This window comes from Microbulbifer sp. ABF4_148 (genome assembly GCF_056158985.1).
The window spans coordinates 4097324-4119138 of sequence record NZ_JBSWUI010000001.1 but is presented as its reverse complement, the minus strand read 5'-3'; the positions used below and the strand labels follow the sequence as shown (position 1 = coordinate 4119138).

Annotated in this window: 1 protein-coding gene; it reads left to right on the top strand. The window is 55.8% G+C overall.

The features are described 5' to 3' along the window. Positions 1-10: 10 nt before the first annotated feature. Positions 11-21754 (top strand): leukotoxin LktA family filamentous adhesin, encoded by a 21744-nt coding sequence (locus ACXAD0_RS18070; RefSeq protein ID WP_475090159.1) that lies wholly within the window; start codon positions 11-13, stop codon positions 21752-21754. Positions 21755-21815: the final 61 nt, after the last annotated feature.

The window sequence follows — 21815 nt, the reverse complement described above, 5'->3', positions numbered from 1 at the left end:
GACCGAGAGAATGAAGCCGTTCCGCCACCATATGCTTGCCCGTGCCATCCGCAACGCCTCCAGAGCCGTCGAGAGTGAGCCCAATGCGTTAGTGCAAAAGCACTTGGGTAAACAACTCGCACTGGGCACTTTGTTGTCAACTGGTGCAGCCAATCTATTGGCGGCAACACATAATATCGATGCGGTAGACGCTTTTACCGAGGTTGAAGATCTTGGTGGGAATGTCGAGAGAATTACGAGCAAGTACAAGAAAGGTTCTATCGGCGTCAATGTATTCAATGACTTCGTTGTAGGCGATTTCAATACGGTTAACCTCGAGCTGGATAGCGATATTGATCAGCTCGTGAACATTGTCCGCAACAGCCGTCCTGAAGTTCACGGTGTGCTGAACAGCTATCAGGATGGGACGCTGGGCGGCAATGTATTGTTTGCCAGCTCTTACGGTTTTCTGGTCGGTCCCTCGGGCATCATCAATGTCGGCCAGCTGTCGGTGCGGACGCCTTCGCAGGGAGATATCGACAGTTGGTTGGATACCGCTACCCCGGCATTTTCTGACGAGGGAATCACTGCCCTTTCTAACGACAGTTACAGTATCTCTACCAGTGGCCTGGTCACGATCGAAGGTAAGATCAATACCGCCAGTGGTATCGACATCTATGCCAATCAAGTTGATGTCAGCGCTGGCGCGGTGTTGACGGCTGGTAACGCCGTACAGGCTATCTATGTCGATACGGCGATGGTGAATGTGGGCGACTATAGCGCGCCCACTGCGCTGCAGGTCGAGGGTGGCACGATTGCAATCGTTGCCGAGGGAGGCGCAACCATTGGTGGTGATTTGCTGGCCGATGGCGGCATTACTATTAGTGCGGTGGGTGTTGCGGTCGAGAGTGGCGCGACTATCGATGCGCGGGACGATACTGTCGCTTCCGAGGCTGCGACCACGGCAATGTTCCTCGGTGATACGGTTTCGTTGGCCGGCGAAGTACTGGCCAGTGATATCAGCATTGGTGCGGATCAAGCTGTTACGGTGACCGGTAACCTGACTGCATTGGGTAGCATCGGTACTGAAGACGACGAAAATGCGGTCGTGGTCGGTACCATTGACGTTGATGCGCCGCAATTTAATGTGGATGGCGGTACTGACGCCCTGATTCTGGCGGCGACCATCGACGACGCGGCGGTGAGCTCTGCTGGCGCTGATGACATGCTCGTTGTCGGTCAGCTGGATGCCTACGATACGCTGGATATCACAGCCGGTTCGATCCAGGTGACAGCAGGCAACTCCGTTTCTGGCTCAGACGTCGCTTTGCATGCGAGTGAAATCCAGGTTAGCGGCAGTCTCACGGCGGATGCGGCGGCTGCGGACAGTAAAGGGCAGGTGCTGCTGGATGGTGATGCCGACTACAATGACCTGGGTAATATCTCTGCAACCCGTGTCAAAGTCGTCACCGCAAACGATTTTTACCTCACCAGCGATGCAAGCTCTGTCTCAAGCAGTAGCACCGATCTCGTTTGGGAGGAATCTACCGGGTTGATTGATCTGGACTTTGCGCTGGAACTGGAAGCGCAAAACCTCGAGACCACATCCGGTTTATCGCTCTCCGCAGAGGAGATTCTGCTGACCGCTGTCGATGGGCTCACGGTGGGAGATCAGTTGACGGCCAGTGGCGAAATCACCCTGAGCGGAAGCACCCTCGAGTTTGACTTTTCCCAGATCAGTGCTGATGTACTCTCGCTGGCTACCACAAACAACATGGTCTTTGCTGCCGCGGCCACTGACAGCGAATACGCGGCAGCCGGAGCGGATGACTTCAAGTTGATTGGTGCCGTTGACTTCGATGGTGAACTGAAGCTCTCCGCCGGCGCGATCTCGGTGACCAGTGGCACTACTGTAACCGCAGAGAATATCTCGTTGAATTCTGCCGATACACAAATCAGTGGCAGCGTCATTGCCGATGCTGGCGACAGCGATGCGGCAACACTGGGCTCCATTACGTTAGAGCAAAGTGCGCGCTATGCGGATCTGGGAAATCTCAGTTTCTCAGAACTGGCAGTGGTTACCGATGCGGCGATTGTACTTTCCGATAATGCTTCAGATAGCGCGGTTACCGGTGCCGCCGCGGAAGATATTATCTGGGTAGACAGCGGGGACTTTGACTTCGTCGGCTCCGACATCAGCTTTTCGGCAGGCACGCTGACGCTGACCACCGATACGTCGGTAACAGCGGATAATATTGCGCTGGCAGTGGATACCTTCGATACCAGTGGCACCCTTAATGCCACAGGTGAAATCCTGCTGCGCTCGTCTATTGATGACAGCCTCGACCTCAGTGGCCTCAATGCCGCCAAGCTCACATTGGACTCCGATGATCTGACCTGGACCAAATCGCTGGTGTATGGCGGTGATCTGGCATTGATTGCCGATACCATCACGATTGCGTCAGCGACCGATATTACGGCGGCCAATATAGAACTGGATGGAGACACCATCAAAGTTTCCGGCAGCCTCTCCACTGGCGGCGGTGATATCACCATCGATGGCCGGAAGATAACCCTGGAAGAAGGCAGCCACCTGGATGCCACCGGTGTGGCTGCCGATGGTGACGTCACCATTACGGCACGTGAGAAAAGTGAAGTTGGCTATGGCACCGCTAGCGCAAGCACCAGCATCACCCTTTCGGGAGAAATTGATGCGGCGAATATTACGGCCAAAGCCGAAAGCATTGCCATCAGCTCTATGTATGCGGAGCTGGGAACGACTCTCGGGGTCAAGTCTGTGGCGCAGCTGCTGGGCGTCGAGTTCAACTACATGGAAGCGTTGGCGGATGCCACCGTCACCGTAACTGCGACCGCAGATCTCAACGCGACCGATGACATCACGCTGGCTTCTGAATCCCACGCCATGAGTGAATCTCTGGCGGCCATGGTTGGGGGGGCGCCGGCTGGTGTAGGTATGGCAGGGATCTACAGCCATTCCGATGCGAGCAGCACTACAGAGATCCAGTCTGGCGCTGTGGTTCATGCCGGCCAGGATCTTAGCGTCACAGCGCATAATGAGGCGTATGTGGCCGCCTCGGCCTTTGTGATTCAGGCCCAGAATTCAAACAAGGCCGTTGTTGCGGCGTCCGTGGGCGAAGGCGACGTTAATGCGATCGCGCGTATCGAAAACGGCGCAGATCTGGATGCAGAGAATCTGGTGCTCTCCGCAGAGAACCTGAATCGATTTTATACCTCCGCCAGTGTTTACGGCTTGACGGGTACTCGCTACGGCATTGCGGTTGCCGTAGGTGACTTTGATACGAACGCAACCGCGGAGCTCGGGGCTGATATCGGCAGTGCAGGCGATCAGGTGGGCAACGTAACCGTTACTGCCCTGGATCGCACCGTAGAGCAGCGCGTGCACTCTGGAGTGAAGATCGGTGCAGGAAAGCTCCTGCGCATGTTCGGCTCCAAACTGATCAAAGGTGCCAACAAAGTACAGAGCGGCGCGTCGAACCTACTGACGCAATATCTGCCTGATAGTACTGAAGCGCCGGAAGACTCGGGCAAGCCCGGTGAGGTTGAGTGGAAGGGAGGCCTGGCGCTCTCGCTTAATCTGTCGGATCACGAAGCGTACGCCTATCTGGGGAACAATGTTTCTGGCGCGGACGAAGCGCCAAGTATTGATGCGAGTGGTAACGTACTGGTTGCTGCGGGCACGGACCTCGGTACTGACAATGACGCAATCATTGGCGGCGATGGTCGCGGTGCAGTGGGTGGAGACCAGGGCGGCTACCGCACGACTGCGCAGGCGAGTATTTCCTCTCCGAAGAAGCGCGGCAATGTGGTCGCAAATGCGGAGAAAAGTGCTGCGCTCGCTTTCAATTTTGCCATCAACGAAGGCGAGGCCGTCGCTGAGGTTGGTGACTATGTCACCATTAATGCGCAAAATCTTGGCGTAGTTGCAGAGCAGAAAATGCCGATCGTTTCCACCTACGATCGGTGGGACACCATGTCCGATATCAAGAATAAGTTCAGCAGCACTGGTGGGCTGGAAAGTAATATTCTGACAACCTTCGCCAACTCTGGTGCGAGTGCGGATAAGGAAGCCTACGGCGGCACCGTTAATGTGGTGTGGAATGATATCGACACCAAAGCCTGGATCGGCGACAACGCGACAGTGATTACTTCGGGCACTGGCAGCTGGAGCGCAGATCGCACTGTCGAAAGCACTAGCGGTACGCCGGGCATCCTCAACGATTTCGAGCCTTTTGAGACGGTAACTTATACCTTTGACTTTGATGAGTCAGTATCTGTTCGCGCGTTCAATTTGATTGAGAGCGCGAACGTCGCAGGTAATATCGGTAGCCTTGGCCTGATTCCGAACGCGAACGGAACCAACCAGGAAGGAAAATCCGTTGGTGGGTCTATCGTATTCGTACAGCAAAATGCGGATGCAGTGGCGGGCATCGGTGAGTCGACGGTTACTGCTGCCGGCGATATATCCATCACCGCAGAAACCGACGAGCGACACTTTGTTGTTACCCCATCTTCAGGGTGGGGTGCTGGTACCGGTTTTAATGGCGCGATCTCCGTACTGAATTCCGAAGCATTGACGCATGCCTCCCTGAGCAATCGTGCGTTTGTCACGGCCGATGATTTGGTGATCGTTGCCGATCATCAGATGGGTAACTGGGCGGCGGGCGGCGCGGTTAACTGGACGACCGGTGAGAGCGCCGTGGGAGTGGCCATTGCCGTCAACATTACCCAGGGTGACACCAAGGCGTTCATTGGCGATAACTCTGAAGAAGAAGAAAAGGTTTCGTTCAAAAACGATTCCCAGCCTGCACCAGACGCACCGTCGGCACCGGCACCTACCGAACGCGCCATTGTTGCGCGCAATGTCGATGTGCGGAGTAAATCTTCTGGTACCAATGGCAGCCTCGCCGCGGCCGGTGCGCTGTTGCAGGAGCACACCGATGAGCCGGGTATGTCCACCAAACTGAAGGGTTGGTTGGATAGCAAGACTGGTGGTCTGGCCAGTAAAATTTCCAGCAAACTGTCCGGCAAACATAGCGACGCCAGCAGTAGCAGCAGTAGTAGCAAAAGCTCGATTAATCAGGCATCCAGTGATGCTTCGAACGGCAGTTCTTCCGACAGCAGCGATAGCGTGGCTGAAGTGGACGCTGATGCGACCAGCTTTGCCGGCGCGGGTAGCGTGACAGTTTCTGTTACCAACCTGGATGCCAAATCCATCGTTGATGGTGCCAATATACGTGCGCACGATGGTGTTGGCGATGAAGTGAATCTCGACATCCAGGCGCTTGAAAAAATCGTGTCTGCTTCTGCTTCCGGCTCGGCTGCGGTCAACCTGTCGCAGTCACCTTCTACTCCAAACAGCAAGGCAATGGCGGGTGCGATTGCCTATCAGATTACCTTCAATGATGCCTTGGCATGGCTGGTGGATTCCACGGTGGAAGACGCTGGTGATGTCGCGGTACAGGCGCTGCATGGTGGCGATCTGACCTCCATTGGTTTGGCGCTCGCGATCGACAAGCCTTCCGAGGGCGGGAAGTCCACCTCTGCGGGCTTATCGGTGTCTGGCGCTATGGTGCGTGACGGCACCTCGGCACGGGTTGAAGGCTCATCAATCAGTTCCAGCGAGGGTGGTGATGAAAATCTGGAGGTCACCGCCTACAACAATACCGATGTCGGTGTGGGTGGCGGTACGCTTTACGCCGGAGGGCAGCAGGGTTTTGGTCTGGCGATTACCTATGCCGATATTGATGATCCAGCAGATCTGGTCGGCGATAGTAATCCGGATGGCAACAATATCTGGAGCAGCGCGTACAACGAAGACGTATACAGCGGCAAAGCGGTAGAAGCCGTTGTCACTGACTATTCCGGCACCAATAGCGAATTCAATGGTTTCCAGAATATCGATATCAGCGCGCGTGGCTTGCAGCGTATTGGCATCGGTGCAGCGGGTGTTGGCTACAACGATAACGCCGAAAACGCCTTTGGCTTTATGGGTAGCTTTGCCATTGGCTCTATCCGCAGCGATAGCAAAGCATTGCTGGAAAATGTGGATATCACCAGCGCGGATACCATTTCCGTTAACGTAGCGGGCAGCAAGAGCGGCAGCCTTGACAGTATCCTCGATGGGCTGGGTTCCAGCAGCGTCAATGACGATTACGACTTCTCTGGCGCAAGTGCCTTCGATAACACGGAAGTGCACACCAGTGATGACGGCACCGGCTCCGCCTATAACTATGGCACCGAAGGCGAGCGCATTATTGCGGTTGCCGGTGTGGTGCAGGTTGGCAAGAGCAACCTGGGGATTTCCTATGCCCACGCGGATGTGAGTACGGAAAAAACTGCGCAAATTCGCAACGCCAATATCAATGAGTCCGATACGGCCGCCAGCAGTGTCGATGTAAGTGCCCGTGACGAAGCTCTGCTATACACCGTTTCCATCGGTGTTGGTGTGGCCACCGGCAAGTACTCAGGTATTGGTTCGGTTGCGGTCAACAGCCTCAATAACACTGTGAAAGCCGAAATCGGCGATTGGAACGGTAGTAAAGCGGGCCTTATTCACGCCGAAGATGTGGCAGTCACCGCACAAAACGATATGGACGCAATTAATGTTGCGGGTGCAGTGGGTGTTTCCACCGGTAGTGGTGCGGCTGTCGGCCTGGCAGTTGCCCTGAATCTGGTGGGCGATAGCGGGCACGAAACCCGTGCGCGCATCGGTAATGTTGATCTGGAAGTTTCCGATGATATTACCGTGAAGGCGTCCAGCGGTTCCGACGGCGATGAAAACCTGCTGGTAGGTAACGCCATTGGGGTTGGTGCCTCTACCGGAGGTTCCGGCCTCGCATTCGCCGGTGCCATCGGTGTTACCGATGTCGACCAGACGGTACAGGCGGGGATCAAGAATGTCGGGGAAAACTCCGACGGCTCCGCGACCAATAGCGGCGGCACCATTCGCGTGCAGTCCACCGATTACACCGACAGTGTTTCCACCGCCTGGATGGGTGCAGGTTCTTCCAGCGGTTCTGCAGGCGGCATCGCTCTGGCGGTAAACCGTGTGGATTCCGATGTAACTGCAGAAATTCTTGGTGACGATAGCAGCGATACCAGCACGGTACTCGCAGCAAAACATGTTTACGTCGATGCCCTACGCGATAATTGGTTGCTCACCATCGATGCGGGCGTTGCCGCATCGAATCAGATATCGGTAGCCCCGTCGATTGGTACCGGTGTTGTCGACGGCAATGTGACGGCGCGTATCGCAGATAAGGCCGACATCGATGCCTACGGCAACGTTGGGGTTGAAGCGCAGGCGCATACCGAAAATCTGGTGGGTAGTGGTGCAGTTGGCGTTGGTTTGAATGGCGGCGCGGGTGCAATTGCCATTTCCACCGCGGCTGAATACGGCAAGACCCAGGCCTATATCGAAGATGCAACGGTTAAGGCCCTGGGCCTTGGCGGCGCCTTTAATATACTTGACGGTGAGCTCACCGGCATGACGGCATTGCCGGATCTTTCTGCCACTGACGAAGACTCTGATGGCAACTCCAACGCAGTCGGTAATTCCGACGTATCGATGGATGATCTCACCACCGCATTTGGCTCGCAGAATTTGAGCGAAGGCAATGAAGCGGTTACCGGTGTCGCAGTCAACGCCACTAGTTTTGTTAAACAGCAGGCGATCACCGTCGGTGGCTCCGGCAGTAAGAATATAGCGATTACCGCGAACGTCGCCACCAATGTGTTCGAGTCCAGTACGGACGCTTACATTAAGAACTCCACCATCAATAGTGGTGTATCCGGCACGGATACTGCGGACGTTGTCGTGCGTGGCTCCAGCCATGACTACGGGCTCGGAGTATCTGCCGGTGTAGCGATTTCTGGCGGTGGCTCTGGCATTGGTGGTTTCTCTACCAACCATATGGGTAAAGAAGCCAACGCAGAGATCGATAACAGCACGATCGATGCGGATGAGCTGGTACTGGAGGCAAATTCCACCCAGCTTGCGCAGGCGGTTTCCGCCGGTATTGCTGCGGGCGTGGGCGCCGAGAGTGGTCTCGGCGGTGCGGCCTCTGTAACCATCAACAAAATGATGGGCGGCACCAAGGCATGGCTGCACGACAGCACCATTACCGCCTCTGATGTGGTGGTCAACGCGGAACGTCGTCAGGATGTGAATTCCGCGGCCGGTTCTGCGGGTATTGGTACCACCGTGGGCGTCGGTTTTGGTCTTGCGGTTAACCTGGTGGGCGGCGACAGCACGGCACTGATCGGCAACGATCTGGATGACTCCGCTGATGACGACACCACCCTGATCAAGGCAGATAACGTAACCGTCGATGCCGACCGCCTGGAGAGTGTGAACAGCTACTCCCTCGGTGCCGGCCTCAGCACCGGCTTCGGTGTTGCGGCGATGATCAACGTCACCGAGTTCAAAGGCGAAACCCGTGCCGGTGTGCATGGGCTGCTGCACGACAACGGTACCAGCTCGAATACTGCCGACGATTACTTTACCACCCAGATTATTGGTAAGGACGGCACCTCCGATGCCACCACTGTCACTGTCAATGCGCAGGACATTCTCGATGTCGACCAGGAAACTCTGGGCATTGGTGCTGGTAGCAGTGTCGGTGTAGGTGCAGTGGCCAACGTGGTGCTCGGTCGCAGTCAGGTATATTCCGAAGTGGTCGGTTCCGATGTCGATGCCACTCTGCTGGATATTGATGCCACCGCGCAGCGCGAGGCGTGGATGATTTCTATGGCCGGCGGTGCCTCCACCAATGTGGGTGCTGCAGTAAGTATTGGTGTCGCACTGTTTGGCCAGGGGGATACCACCACCGAAGACGGCACCAATGCTGAAGATGAATTCGATCCGTCCCGTCAGACTGCCAACAATGTGCTGGCGGAAGACACTGCGGGTTATAACCCGCACCTGTCCACTGATGACATTGCCGCGATCGAGGAAGAGAGCGGCTCAACCATCGAGGCGTCTACTGCGCCGAGCACCAGCACCACGACCGAATCCGGTAATTCGCTGAAGATCGGCGGCGAGAGTGTGGTGGCCGCGCGTATTTCAGGCGGTGACATCGATGTGGATACGCTGGATGTCGACGCTCAGACCCTGCTGTTCACGTATCAGGGCCTGGGTGCAGTTTCCCTGGGCAGTGGTGCCATCTCTGGAGCTGTGGGTGTCACCCGTCTGTATGACATGACCATTGCCACTGTGGATACCGATCTCACCGCTACCAACGTGACCGTCGACGCACAGGTGATGGACGTATCCGACGATGACGCCGCAGGCGAAATGAAGTCCTGGGTGGTCAGTGGCGGCGGTACCGGTATTACCGTGAACTACAACGATGTACGCAGTGAACTGCGCACCGTAGCCGGAGTGTCTTCTGCGACCGGTGATGACGGTGGTGATATTTCGGTATCGGCCCGCGATACCACGGAACTGCGCGTGGGCGATCTGGATGCCGGCAAACCGTCCGACCCGACGGAAGGATCCCTGAGTGTCACTATCGGCGCTGGCGCCATTGGTGCTTCTATTGGCTTTGCGGAAAAGAACAGTGACGTGGATGCCTGGCTGGGTGAAACCGGCAAGGCCATCAGCGGTTACAGCACCGTCGAGCTGGAGGCCTACTCCGCGGGTCTGGTGAAAACCAGTGCCTTCGCGCTGGCCGGTGGTCTGCTCGCCGGTGTTCAGGGCGTGGTGACCGATGCCCGCGACAAATCCAATGTTAATGCCACTGTGCACGGCACCATTGATGCCGACGCTGTGGTCAATATCGATGCCCAGGCGACCCCGGAAGTCTTCTCCCGTGCCTACGGTGTCACTGTTGCTGCCGGTGGCGCCATGGGTGGTTCCTTCTCCTATGCCATCGCGGATACCAAGGCGGTCGCTGAGGCTGGAGACGGTACCTACTTCACTGGCAATGCGGATGTAAATATCCGCGCGGAAACCGGTGATGGTTCCAATGACGATTATGTCAGCGCCGATGCCAATGCATTTGCCGCATCCGGCGGCCTACTGGCCGGCGTGGCCGGTTCGGAAGCACTCGCAGAAAACAGCTCGCAAGCGGTTGCCAAAGTGGGCGACGGCGTGCGTATCCCGGACAATGACTTCGGCGTTTATGCGCGTAATACCGCGGTGCAGTACGCGGATGCGGATGGCTACTTCGTTGGTCTGTTTGCCGGTGGCTTTAACTGGTCTGCCGCAGAGTCCAGTACCTCCGCGCGCGTAGAGTACGGCAACAACCCGATCTCCAACGCGGTGTTACGCACCGGCGACTTTATCCTCGACGCCTACAACTACGACGAAAACCAGAGCTTCACCACCGCTGGCGGTGGCGGTTACTACGCGGGTTCCGCGGCGGTTTCCAACGCGAACAGCTATAACAACTCGAACTCCAACAAGTCAGCGAGTGTTGACATCGCAGACTGGGCTTCTGGTTATTCGGCGGTGCCGGTACTTGGAGGAGAGGTGAGGCTGTCGGCTGCGCACGAAAGCCAGTTCTTCGCTGGTACCGATTCCACCACTGTCTCTGTCGTGGGCGGCTCGGGTGCAGTATCCAACTCGGACATCGACAATGATGTCGAAGTCACTCTGGGCAACAACGTTAGCTTTGAAGCGCTGCAAATTGAAATCGAAGCTGACAATAGCGCGTTACAAATTCAGGATCCGGCGGAGTCGGGCTTCTCAACCAGTATTAATGCCGGTGCCGGTGGCGCTGCCAACGGTTCCGCAGGGCTGTCGAACCAGGATCTTACCGGTGTCGAAGCGGCAGTAACTATTGGCAATAACGCGGTACTGGCAATCAGTGATCTGGCATGGCTGGACAGCAGCTATGAACATGGTATTTCGATTGACGCCCATACCCGATTCTATGTCTATGATGCCGCGGTGTTGAAAGTGGGGGGCGCCCTGCAGGGGGCAGGCTCCGAATCCGACGTGGATGCGACCACCAAAAACACCGTCACCATTGGTGATGGTGTGGTGCTGTTCAACCCGATTGGTGAAATTGGTATCGGTACCTACACCACCGGTTCTGCAACGGCGCAGGCGGAGACCAGCGTGTGGGCAGTTGCGGGTGTGGCTGGTGGTGTATCCGATGTGAACGTCAACGTTACCAACACGGTGGATATCGGTCAGGACGTTTTCATCAACGCCCTCGACAATATCGGTATCTATGCCGGCCGTGGTTCCAGCTACCTGTATGAAAACCAGTTGGTCGCTGATGCGCGCACCAATGTGTATAACTGGACTGCGGTCCCGATTCCGGCGGGCAACGATGCCGACGCCGATATTAATGTCACCAACACCGTAATCTTCGGCGATGACATTGATTTGGGTAGTGACAGCCACGTTACCGTGGAAGCCAATGAGGGCTCTCTCTATGCCAATGCCGATGGTGTTGAGCGCAACCCCTATTTGGAACTCTTCTCCACAGAAACCACTTTCGGCTCAAACGACACCAGCAGCGATAACTCGCTGGTGTTTGAAGGTTCTGGCTCTGTGGTTGCGGGTCAGAATGCCTATCAGTGGGTGGATGTGGATGACTCGGGCAATATCACTTCTGACCTGGCCGGCTACGGTAGTGCAGGCCAATTAAGCGGAAAGTATTCCTCGCGCGCCAGCTTGCAGGCCTATATCGATGAATTACAGGCGCTGGTAGATGAGTACGAGGCCTGGACTGAGTCAGGCACCAGCAACGAAGGTGGCAAGACCGACGGTAACGAAGATACCGGTGATACCGGCAGTGGCGGTACCAGCACCGAAGTCGGTACCGGTAGCTCCGGTGAAAACCCGTATACCGACGAAATTGCCGAACTGAAAACCGAGATTGCCGCGCTTTCCGTTGTTCTCGACACGCTGTCCGAGCAGGAAAATAACGTGATTGCGGTGACGGACATCAGCGCGTCTGCGGGTAATGTCAGCCTGCTCGCCGACACCATTGATTTACAGGGCGGTAGCAATAACCGTCCTGAGTTTATTGCTCGTGGCGATGCCTACATCGATATCAATAATCGCGATGACCAGCACCTGCTGGTAGGTAACCTCTACATTGCCAACCAGACCGGCGGTAACGTGTATGTGACTGGTGGGGCCTCTTTAGATGAGGCTTATATTACTGAGGAAGACAGCAGTACCACTGGTGTCAGCTCCGGTATTCATATTGTCCATAACCCGGGCGGCACTAATTATCTGAATTCTGACGTCATCATCGATGGTGCGATCACCAATTTGCTGTCAACGGTCGATATTACCCTCGAAGAGGGGGACCTGTTACAGCAGGCTTCCATCGAGGCCAATACCATCAACCTGACGGTTGAAAATGGCAGCCTGGTGGTAAATGCGGGTAATAGCGATGTTTACTATGGCCGTGCGCCGTCATCACTGGTGAATTTTGTCGATAAATGGAAACCTGAGGATGCGGATGATTTCGTCCAGTACTGGATCAACCACCGCTATGAAGATGATATCGATGCAACCGGAATCGATGAGTTCAATAACTGGTTCTATGCCTGCGCCACCGCCAAAGATTGCTATATCGGCGGCGTTGAAGATAACGACGAAGATCCCTATTACGCCGGTGACTACGATACCGTGCGTGTTTTCTTTAACTGGGGATTCAGTGACTCTCAGGAGTACGACGGCGACGACCAGATTCGCCTTAAGTTTAAAAAGGATAGCGATAGTCGTGGCGGGAGAAACTGGCGTTTCCAGCCAGTAGAGGACAAGCAGGGCAACCTGATTCGGACGGCGAGCTACAATTCGGTGAAAAGCGATATTGGTTCACCGGGCAGCACCCTTGTTGGCGAAAAGGTAGTTATCAATGCACGCCGCGTAGATATCAATGGAACCATTGAAGTTGGCACTGACAACAACTGGTCGGTAAGTGTTGGTAGTGGTTTTGATTCTGCGATCGCGCAATACATCAGCCTCGCAGGTCTCTCCAGTGGGGATCAGATCGAGCTGCAGCCGGGGCAAACCCTGAAGGTCGATAATCCGGCTTACGTGAACGCCTATGTGACGCCATTTGAAGATCGCTATATCTATATCGATCCGCAGATATCCAAAGTTACCGGTGCGGAAAGCATCATGCTCACCTATGACGTCGCCAGCGGGCAGTTGCTGGTAGACGACGTGCCGGTTTCTGGTGGTGGCTACCTGTCGATCAATGCCAAGATTTCCTCTACCGGAGCGGATGGGAAGATTCTGGTTCGCGACGGTCTCGGCCAGATCGATATTGACAACGATTCCAATACTGAACTAGTGATTAATAGTCTGGATGCGGGTGACGATGCTGTGGGTATCGTGCGTATTACCGACTACAACTTCACCAAAAACATGAACGACGGTGGTAGCAGCAACGACTACTTCAGTCACTGGTATGTACACAGTCCTGGTGGACAGATTCAGGAATACGAAACGACTTCCTATGCGACAAGCTACGAAGATGGTGCGTTTGTTCGTACTTCTGGTGGTACCGGGACCACCTCCAGCACCACCTACAATCCGCTCGCCGGACAGTTGTATTACATCCGTGAAGACGCCTCCGTCAGTCGCTCTTACACCGACTTCCCGGATGGATACCTGGCCAAGTATCCGAATACCGTGGGCGAGTGGCAGGGCACAGGTGCAAACGGTGATCTGGAGTGGAATGTAGAAGCGAGCTACTACACTACTTGTGCCGCCAACCCGGATGTGTGTACCAACGGCACTGCGACCAATTACATTCGCCAGGAGTATGATGCGGACAGCATCAGCCGTTACTGGTGGGCTATTGGTTACAGCTACGACAGTTATTACGGCTCCAACTGGACCGATACGGATCCCAGTGTATACATCCCGTATTATCTCAACATGGAAACCCACACCTATGTGAAAGCGGATCACAGTATCGGCATTTCCTTTACCGGTGTGGGTACCGGCAGTATTGATATTGATTCGGCAGCAAACGTCAGTATCAACGGCAATATTTACAACCCGCTGGGCACTACCGACATCAATACCAATGGTGTTTTGGATGTTAGCACCGGTGCCGCGTTTGATGCGGAAACCCTACGCTTATATGCCGGTAAGGGTGATCTGGGAAGCCTGGATGACCCGCTGAATATCGCCACCAATACCGTGTCTCTGCATTCGAACAAGGGGTCTTTGTATTTCGATATCACCGGTAAGTCCGGCGCAGTACAGCTGGAAAAATTCCAAGGGCTGTACGATATCGTCGGTACTGTGGATAAAGGCCTGGAAGGTGTTGGCAACGGTATCCACATTCAAGGCGATACGCTCGATCTGGTGAGCTATTCGGGTAGCATCGGTTCTGCGGGCACCATCGGCACCGTATCGTCCTACGATTACATCAATGTAGACCTCAACGAAATCACCCTGGAGGCCGCTGACGACATCGTGATTTACCAGGCATCCGGCGACCTGGCGGTGAATACCATTACCGCCAGCGAAGATGTGGTAATTACCCTCGGTAATGGCAGCCTTACAAATGGCATCGGCCAGAATGAAAAGACCGATGAAGAGCTGGCCTATCTGCAGACTGTTTGGGATCGTCTCGGCCTGCAGGATGCAGACGCCGGCGAAATCGCAGTTACTGGCTATGAAAACCAGTTTACCAGCAAGTATCACACTTACTGGTTGATCAAGCAGCGTCTGAGCGATTCGTCTGAGGCTGGCTTTACTATCGACGGTGCCTTCGAAGACACCTTTATGTCCCGCTACGGCGTGTCAACAGTTGCTGAGGCAACTCAACTGGCGAAGGAAGAATACTTCGCGTTGGAAGACTGGTTCTCAGATCAGGTCGCTGCACCCGACGTTTACGCCAATGAGGAAGATGCGATTGGCGTAGAGCAGAAAGGTACCCTGGAGGGTTACGACTACGGCGACCTGCTGACCAGCAGTTATGACGCGGACTACGCGCTGGTGATTAATGAGGCCAGTTCCTGGTATGCAGACCTGGTCGAGGGCGCGCAATGGAGCCAGAGCCAGCTGGATATCAGTATTAACGCGGCGGCCCTGAATGCGGATGCGCAGGCAACGCTGACCAATCGTGAAGCCAACATCGTTGCGCCGAACCTCGACATTAATGTCAGTGGTGGCAGCGTGGGTGAAGATCTCGCGGATCTGGTGTTCGTTATCGATCGCGATAACCCAACAATTACCGACGCACAAAAAATTGCGCTGTTGGAAGCGGGCCCCGGTGATATCGAAACCAGCGAGAATGGTTCGCTGATTACCTTTAATGTTTCGCAAGTGGATCCTATCAAGATCGATACCACCGGCGTACTGAACATTGCCGCTACTGACGAAATTTATGCGGAGTCTGCTAGCGGCCTGACCTTGGGCAGTATTGTTTCTACCGATGGCGATGTACGTCTGGCGGTGAACGGTGCCATCGACGCGATCAGCGGTACCAACATTTCCGCAAACGACCTGTACCTGGCAAACACCCAGGGTGATATCGGTAGCGTAAGCAACCGCGTCCAGGTAGATCTGGCTGGCGTACTGCGCCAGGCAGGCGCAGCCAACAACTTGTACCTTACCCAGGTTGGTGGCGATTTGATTGCTGACGCGGTGAGCGCGGGCGGCATTGCAAGCCTGACCAGCAATGCGGATATCCTCGGCCTGGATGGCGAAAGCGTTGTTTCTGGCAGCGCGATTCAACTGGTCGCAGGAGATGACCTGGGTAGTAATACCCAGGCGCTGAACCTGCGTATGTCCGGTGGTGGCGATATGGATATTACTGCGGACAACGCCTGGCTGAATATCGCGGGTACTTCTGAGGCGCGCCTGGGCGCAAGCCTGAATGGTGTTCTCAGCATCGATGCCAGCGGTAATCTGGTCATTGACGGTGGTATCAGTGCGTCTGCCCTGGATCTCTACGCCGCGGGGGACATCCTCGACAGCGGTGCGGTAACTGTAACCGTCACCAATCTGGCAAAACTTTCCGCAGACAATATCGATGTCGATGCAGTGACCTTCGATATCGGCAGTGGTGACTTTGACGCGACCGCCGGCGCCATGACTTTGGGTGATATCACCACTGAAGGTGATCTCGATCTGCTGGCAACCGGCGCAATGCAGTTAAATGGCGATCTTGATATTGCCTATACCACCGCTTCTTCCGGTAGCGATGCGCGGCTGCTGGCGGATGCCCAGGGCATTACGATGGCTGCGGGCAAATTCATTCGCAGCGAAGACGATATCCAGCTCACTGCAGTCGATAGCCTTGATCTACAATCCTTGATCGCGGGTGGCGATATCAATCTCACCGCATTGAACCTGCTGGATACAACGCTGGGTGATATAGATGCGGTATATCTGCAGGCTGATAATGTCTACGTTGATGCGCGCGACGCGCTGAACCTGGTTGATGTTGCTGCATCAGGGGTTATCAATCTTGATAGTGAAACCCTGCAGGTTACCGGCGATCTGCTGACCGACGGTAATGTGGTGGTGGTCGCCGGCAGCGGCCTGGAAGTACAAGGCGATATCGGCAGCGCAGTGAGCAAAGTGACGTCGATTGACTTGCAGTCGGGTGTTGGCGACCTAACGCTGGGTGGCAGTGCCTATACCAGTGGTCAGTTCCTCGCTGATACGGCAGGTGACTTCTCCCTTTCTGCGATCAGTCTGATCGATGCCGGATCCATCGATGTGACGGCGCGCGGAATAGCAGCGAATGTAGCCAGCCAGATGACCTCAGGTGGCGCTGCGCGGTTCACCCTGCGCGGTAGTGACAGCACTTTCGGTCGCTTGGCGACCAGCACTAACCTGATTCTGGATAGTGACAGCGATATTACCTTTGCCAATGACGTGAATACAGGCAATAACCTGCGGTTGGAAACGCTTGGTGATGTATTTGTCAGTGATGGCGTGGCACTGGATATTGGTCGCAACCTCCGTGGCATTGCGACATCCGCACTACTTGCGCAAAGTTGGCAAATGGGAGTGTCCAGTCAGCTGCTGGTAGCCAACAACGCTGAACTTGACACTGATGGCCTGCAAGCTTTTGAAACGCTGTCGGTGACTGGAAATCTCACCCAGCGCGCTGGCGATGATATTACTTTCAATGCGAATACCGATGTCGGTGGTCATTTGCATCTGACCGGTGACGCTGGTCTTTACCTCGTTGGCGATTTGAGCGTCGGCACGGCATCCGCGTCTGACATGACCTTGCTGTTGGACGGCGCAGTTACGCAGTCTGCCGGTCAAGCAAGCATCGCCAGCGGTGCGTTCAATGTTGAAGCGTTAGCCTGGGGCGCGGCCACTAACAGTGTTTTGCGCAGCGGTGCTGGGTCATCGTTTGGATTGACCTCTGCAAGCACCTTTGGGTTGCTTACCAGTGGGGGTGACCTTTCTATTGCTAGCGCTGGTGAGATCGACTTCCTGAACGACGTTACCGTCGGTTCAAATGTTTCCGCTGCAAACCTGATGTTGAATGTCGATGGCGATGTCTCTCTTGCCGATGCGGCAACATTGCTGACTTACGGTAACTGGCAGGGTATTGGCGAAGCTTCGGCACGTGTCGGTAGTTTCACCGCCGGTAGTGGCAGCCTGGTCGATACCCGTGACGCGATGAATGTGATTGCGCAGCAGGGCATCGACTTCGCCCTGTTGGCTGTAACCAATAGCGCGCAGTTGAATGCAGGCGGCGATATCCAGTTTAGTGAAACGGCCGATTTTGGTAGCTCCCTGAGCATTACCGACGGTAATCACTTGAATCTAGTTGGTGATGTTACCGTTGGCTCCGCGGGCACTGCCCATACGAACCTCACTTTGCGCGGTGACGTTTCCCAGTCTGCCGCCCAGATCTTCGCGATCAGCGGTGATTTGTCTGTTTCCGCCAACAGCTGGAGCATGGGCGACACCGCCCTGCTGCAGAGCGGCGGTGCCATGCAGATCGATACCGTTGCCGGTATGGACCTGGCACAGTTGGATAGCGGCAGCACCCTGGCCCTGACCAGCGGCGCCGAGATCGCCCTGCGTGAAACCATGAATGCGGTCGACAGCATTACCCTGCAGGCAGCCGATGCGATCACCCTGAGTGATGCCGCACAACTGGTCAGCGGAAACAATCTTTCTGTAACCAGTGACAGCTTCACCATGGGTGCCGGCGCCAACCTGCAGGTGGCGAGTGACTTCGATGCGACCACCACCAACGGCCAGCACTACGCACTGGTAGACGTGGACGGCAATGCGGTGTTGACTGCCGGTGGCGATATCACCTTCAGCGAAGCCGCCAATATCGGTGCCGGCCTCACCATCGTCGATGGCGACAACCTGGCCATGACCGACCACGTTGCGGTTACAGGTAATGCGAACTTAACCCTGCGCGGTGACGTTACCCAATCTGCAGCTGAGACCTTCACCATCAGCGGTGATCTGAGCGCTTCCGCCAACAGCTGGAGCATGGGCGACACCGCCCTGCTGCAGAGCGGCGGTGCCATGCAGATCGATACCATTGCTGGTATGGACCTGGCACAAGCCGATAGCGGTAGCACCCTGGCTCTCACCAGCGGTGCCGAGATCGCCCTGCGTGAATCCATGAATGCCGTCGACAGCATTACTCTGCAAGCAACTGATGCGATCATCCTGAGCGATGCTGCACAGTTAGTGATTGGCAACAATCTGTCCGTAGACAGTGACAGCTTCACCATGGGTGCCGGCGCCAACCTGCAAGTGGCCGCTGACTTCGAGGCGACCACAACCAACGGCCAGCACTACGCGCTGGTGGATGTGGATGGCAATGCAGTTGTGACAGCCGGTGGTGACATCGCCTTCAGCGAAGCAGCCAACATTGGCGCCGGTTTGACCATCGTCGATGGCGACAACCTGGCCATGACTGACCACGTTGCGGTTACCGGCAATACAAACCTCACCCTGCGCGGTGACGTTACCCAGTCTGCCGGCCAGCAGTTCACTATCGGCAACGACCTGACGGCTTCCGCCAACAGCTGGAGCATGGGCGACACCGCCCTGCTGCAGAGCGGTGGTGCCATGCAGATCGATACCGTTACCGGTATGGATCTGGCGCAAGTCGATAGTGGCAGCATCTTGTCATTGACCAGCGGCGCCGAGATCGCACTGCGTGAATCCATGAATGCCGTCGACAGCGTTACCTTACAAGCAGTGGACGCCATCACCCTGAGTGACGCCGCACAGCTGGTCAGCGGAAACAATCTTTCTGTGACCAGTGACAGCTTCACCATGGGTACCAGTGCCAGCTTGAAAGTGGCTAGCGACTTCGACGCCACCACCACTACCGAACAGCGCTACACGCTGGTGGATGTGGATGGCAATGCAGTTCTGACTGCTGGTGGCGATATCGCCTTTAGCGAGGCCGCCAATATCGGTGCCGACCTGACCATCGCGGACGGCGACAACCTCGTTATGGCTGATGATGTAGCGGTTACCGGCAATGCGAATCTCACTTCGCGTGGTGACGTTTCCCAGTCTGCCGCCCAGATCTTCGCGATCAGCGGTGATTTGTCTGTTTCCGCCAACAGCTGGAGCATGGGCGACACTGCCCTGCTGCAGAGCGGCGGTGCCATGCAGATCGATACCGTAGCCGGTATGGACCTCGCGCAGCTGGATAGCGGCAGCACTCTGGTACTGGCGAGCGGGTCTGGAATCGCCTTGCGTGAAATGGTCGACGCGGGTGATTCAATAGAGATCGTTGCGGCCAATGATGTTGATCTTTATGCGGGCCAGACGATGTCGTCTCTCGGCGACTTCACACTGGATGCGTACCGTTTCACGATGGGCGATAACGCGACTCTGAATGTTGCCGGCAACACCATCATTCGCACTCGAGATAGCCAGCGCTTATTCGAGCTGGTCAGCGGTGGCAATGCCGAAATGACCGCAGGCGGAAACTGGCAGTTAGTCAGTGCCATGCGAGTCGGCGGCGATCTGCAACTGGAAAGTGGTGGCCAAACAACCTTCTCCGGAGACGGCGAGATTGATGGTAATGCACAGGTCGCCAGCGTTGGTGCGCTGCAGTTGGAGTCCGGGCGTCATCTGGCGATTGGCGGCGCTCTGGACGCATCGGCTGCCAGTTTGACCATGGGTGCAACGAGCCAACTGAATGTTGGTGCGGGTGCAGAAGTCCTCACCGAAGCGGGCATGGTTCTGGCTCAGGTACAACTGGGCGGTGATTCGGTGCTGGACAGTGGTGCTGGTGTCGCGTTCCTGGAGCGTGCTGAAGTCTCCGGTAGCTTGCAAGTTGACGCGGTGGCAGACGTGGTGCAGTTCGAAAACCAGCAGTTGGTCATCCATGGCGACTTGGCTGCGCGGGCTGATCGTTGGCAAATGCTCACTGATGCGCGCCTGCAAGTGCTGGGCAATAGTGACATCGCACTTGGTGGCGACGGCGCATTCCGCCGACTGAATGTGGGCGGTGACCTGGCGATTGAAAGTGGTGGCCAGGTAGCGCTGCTGCGCGATGTCTATACCGGTGGAGACTTTACGGTAACGGCAGCAGGTGAGCTGGACCTTGCCGACGACGCATTGGTGAAAGTAGGAGAAGCAGTTTCCTTTGATGCACTGAGCTGGACGATGGGTGCCGGCAGTCGACTGGAGGCCGAAGGTTCCGTTGCAATGCGCAGTACCGGTGACATGCTCCTGTCAGAGCTCACCAGTAACTGGGGCGGTGACGCGGCATTTGATCTGGTTTCTGGCGGTGCCATTTCCGGTCGCAGTGATGCGGATGTTCACCTGCGAGGTACTAGCGGTGGCCGTAGTTATCTCGAGGCAGCAACAGGCATCGGGGATCCTCTCGTCATGGACTTGCCTTGGTTCTCGGCAGTGACCGATGAAGGCAATATCAGCCTGATTCTTCTCAATGATGCCCACGCGGAATTGCTCTCGGCTCAGGCCGGTGAAGTGCGTATCCGCGCTCTGGGCGATATCGAAATTGAAGAACTGTTTGGCACTCCGTACTTGTGGATCGACGGGTTCCTGCTGGCGCGGGAGATGACCGTACCACAAGGAACTTTCATTGCCGAAGAAGGCATGCAGCTGGACCTGGTCAACCTGACGACCAGTGGTCCGCTGGTGGCTCAGGGACCGCAGATTGACATCAACGTTGATGCCCGGGGCAATGTGGAAACCTTTATGACCCTGACCGGTATTGACGGTGGTACAGCCGACTGGATTGGGGTCAATGTGGACAATACCCAGCGTCTAACGATTGACCGACTGCTCACTGACTTCGGTTCTATTGCCACTAGCGGCGATCTACGCCTGGAGAGCGCGGAGGTGCTTTCCGAGTTGGCCATGGAATCTGGCGGTTTGAGTTTGTCCCTGTCCAATGTGGATCTGGCTCCGCGGGATGTGACCGGTCAGCTGGTTACGCCTTATGGAGAGTTCTGGCTGGATACGGAGGACAACTTGTTGTTCACCAATGCACAGGTCACCCGCTATCGCAATCCGTTGGTGTTGACCTACGAAGGTAAGGAAGGTGAATACCTCGACGATGAGCTCGGCTTCTCCCGTCTGAGTGTGGAATACCAGCTCGAGAACGAGGTGAAGGGTGAGAAGGCCACGGGTACTGCAGCGGAGTACTACTGGGATCCGCGTTTGCTGGAGTACCTGATTGGGATTGGCCTGGACGGCATTCTGGTCGAGCCACTGGATGCGGATGAGTATAGCGAGATGGATGAGGGGCCGATCGATGGCATCTATGCGGAGATCTCGCTGGAAGATGGTCTCGCTTCGATAGATTAATATCGGAGCGGTTCATCGGTCACGATTATTGAAATAAGCAAAAGGGCACGACGAAATGTGC

Excerpts from the sequence above, each read along its gene's own strand:
- ACXAD0_RS18070 (WP_475090159.1), top strand. The coding sequence starts at position 11 with ATGAAGCCGTTCCGCCACCATATGCTTGCCCGTGCCATCCGCAACGCC.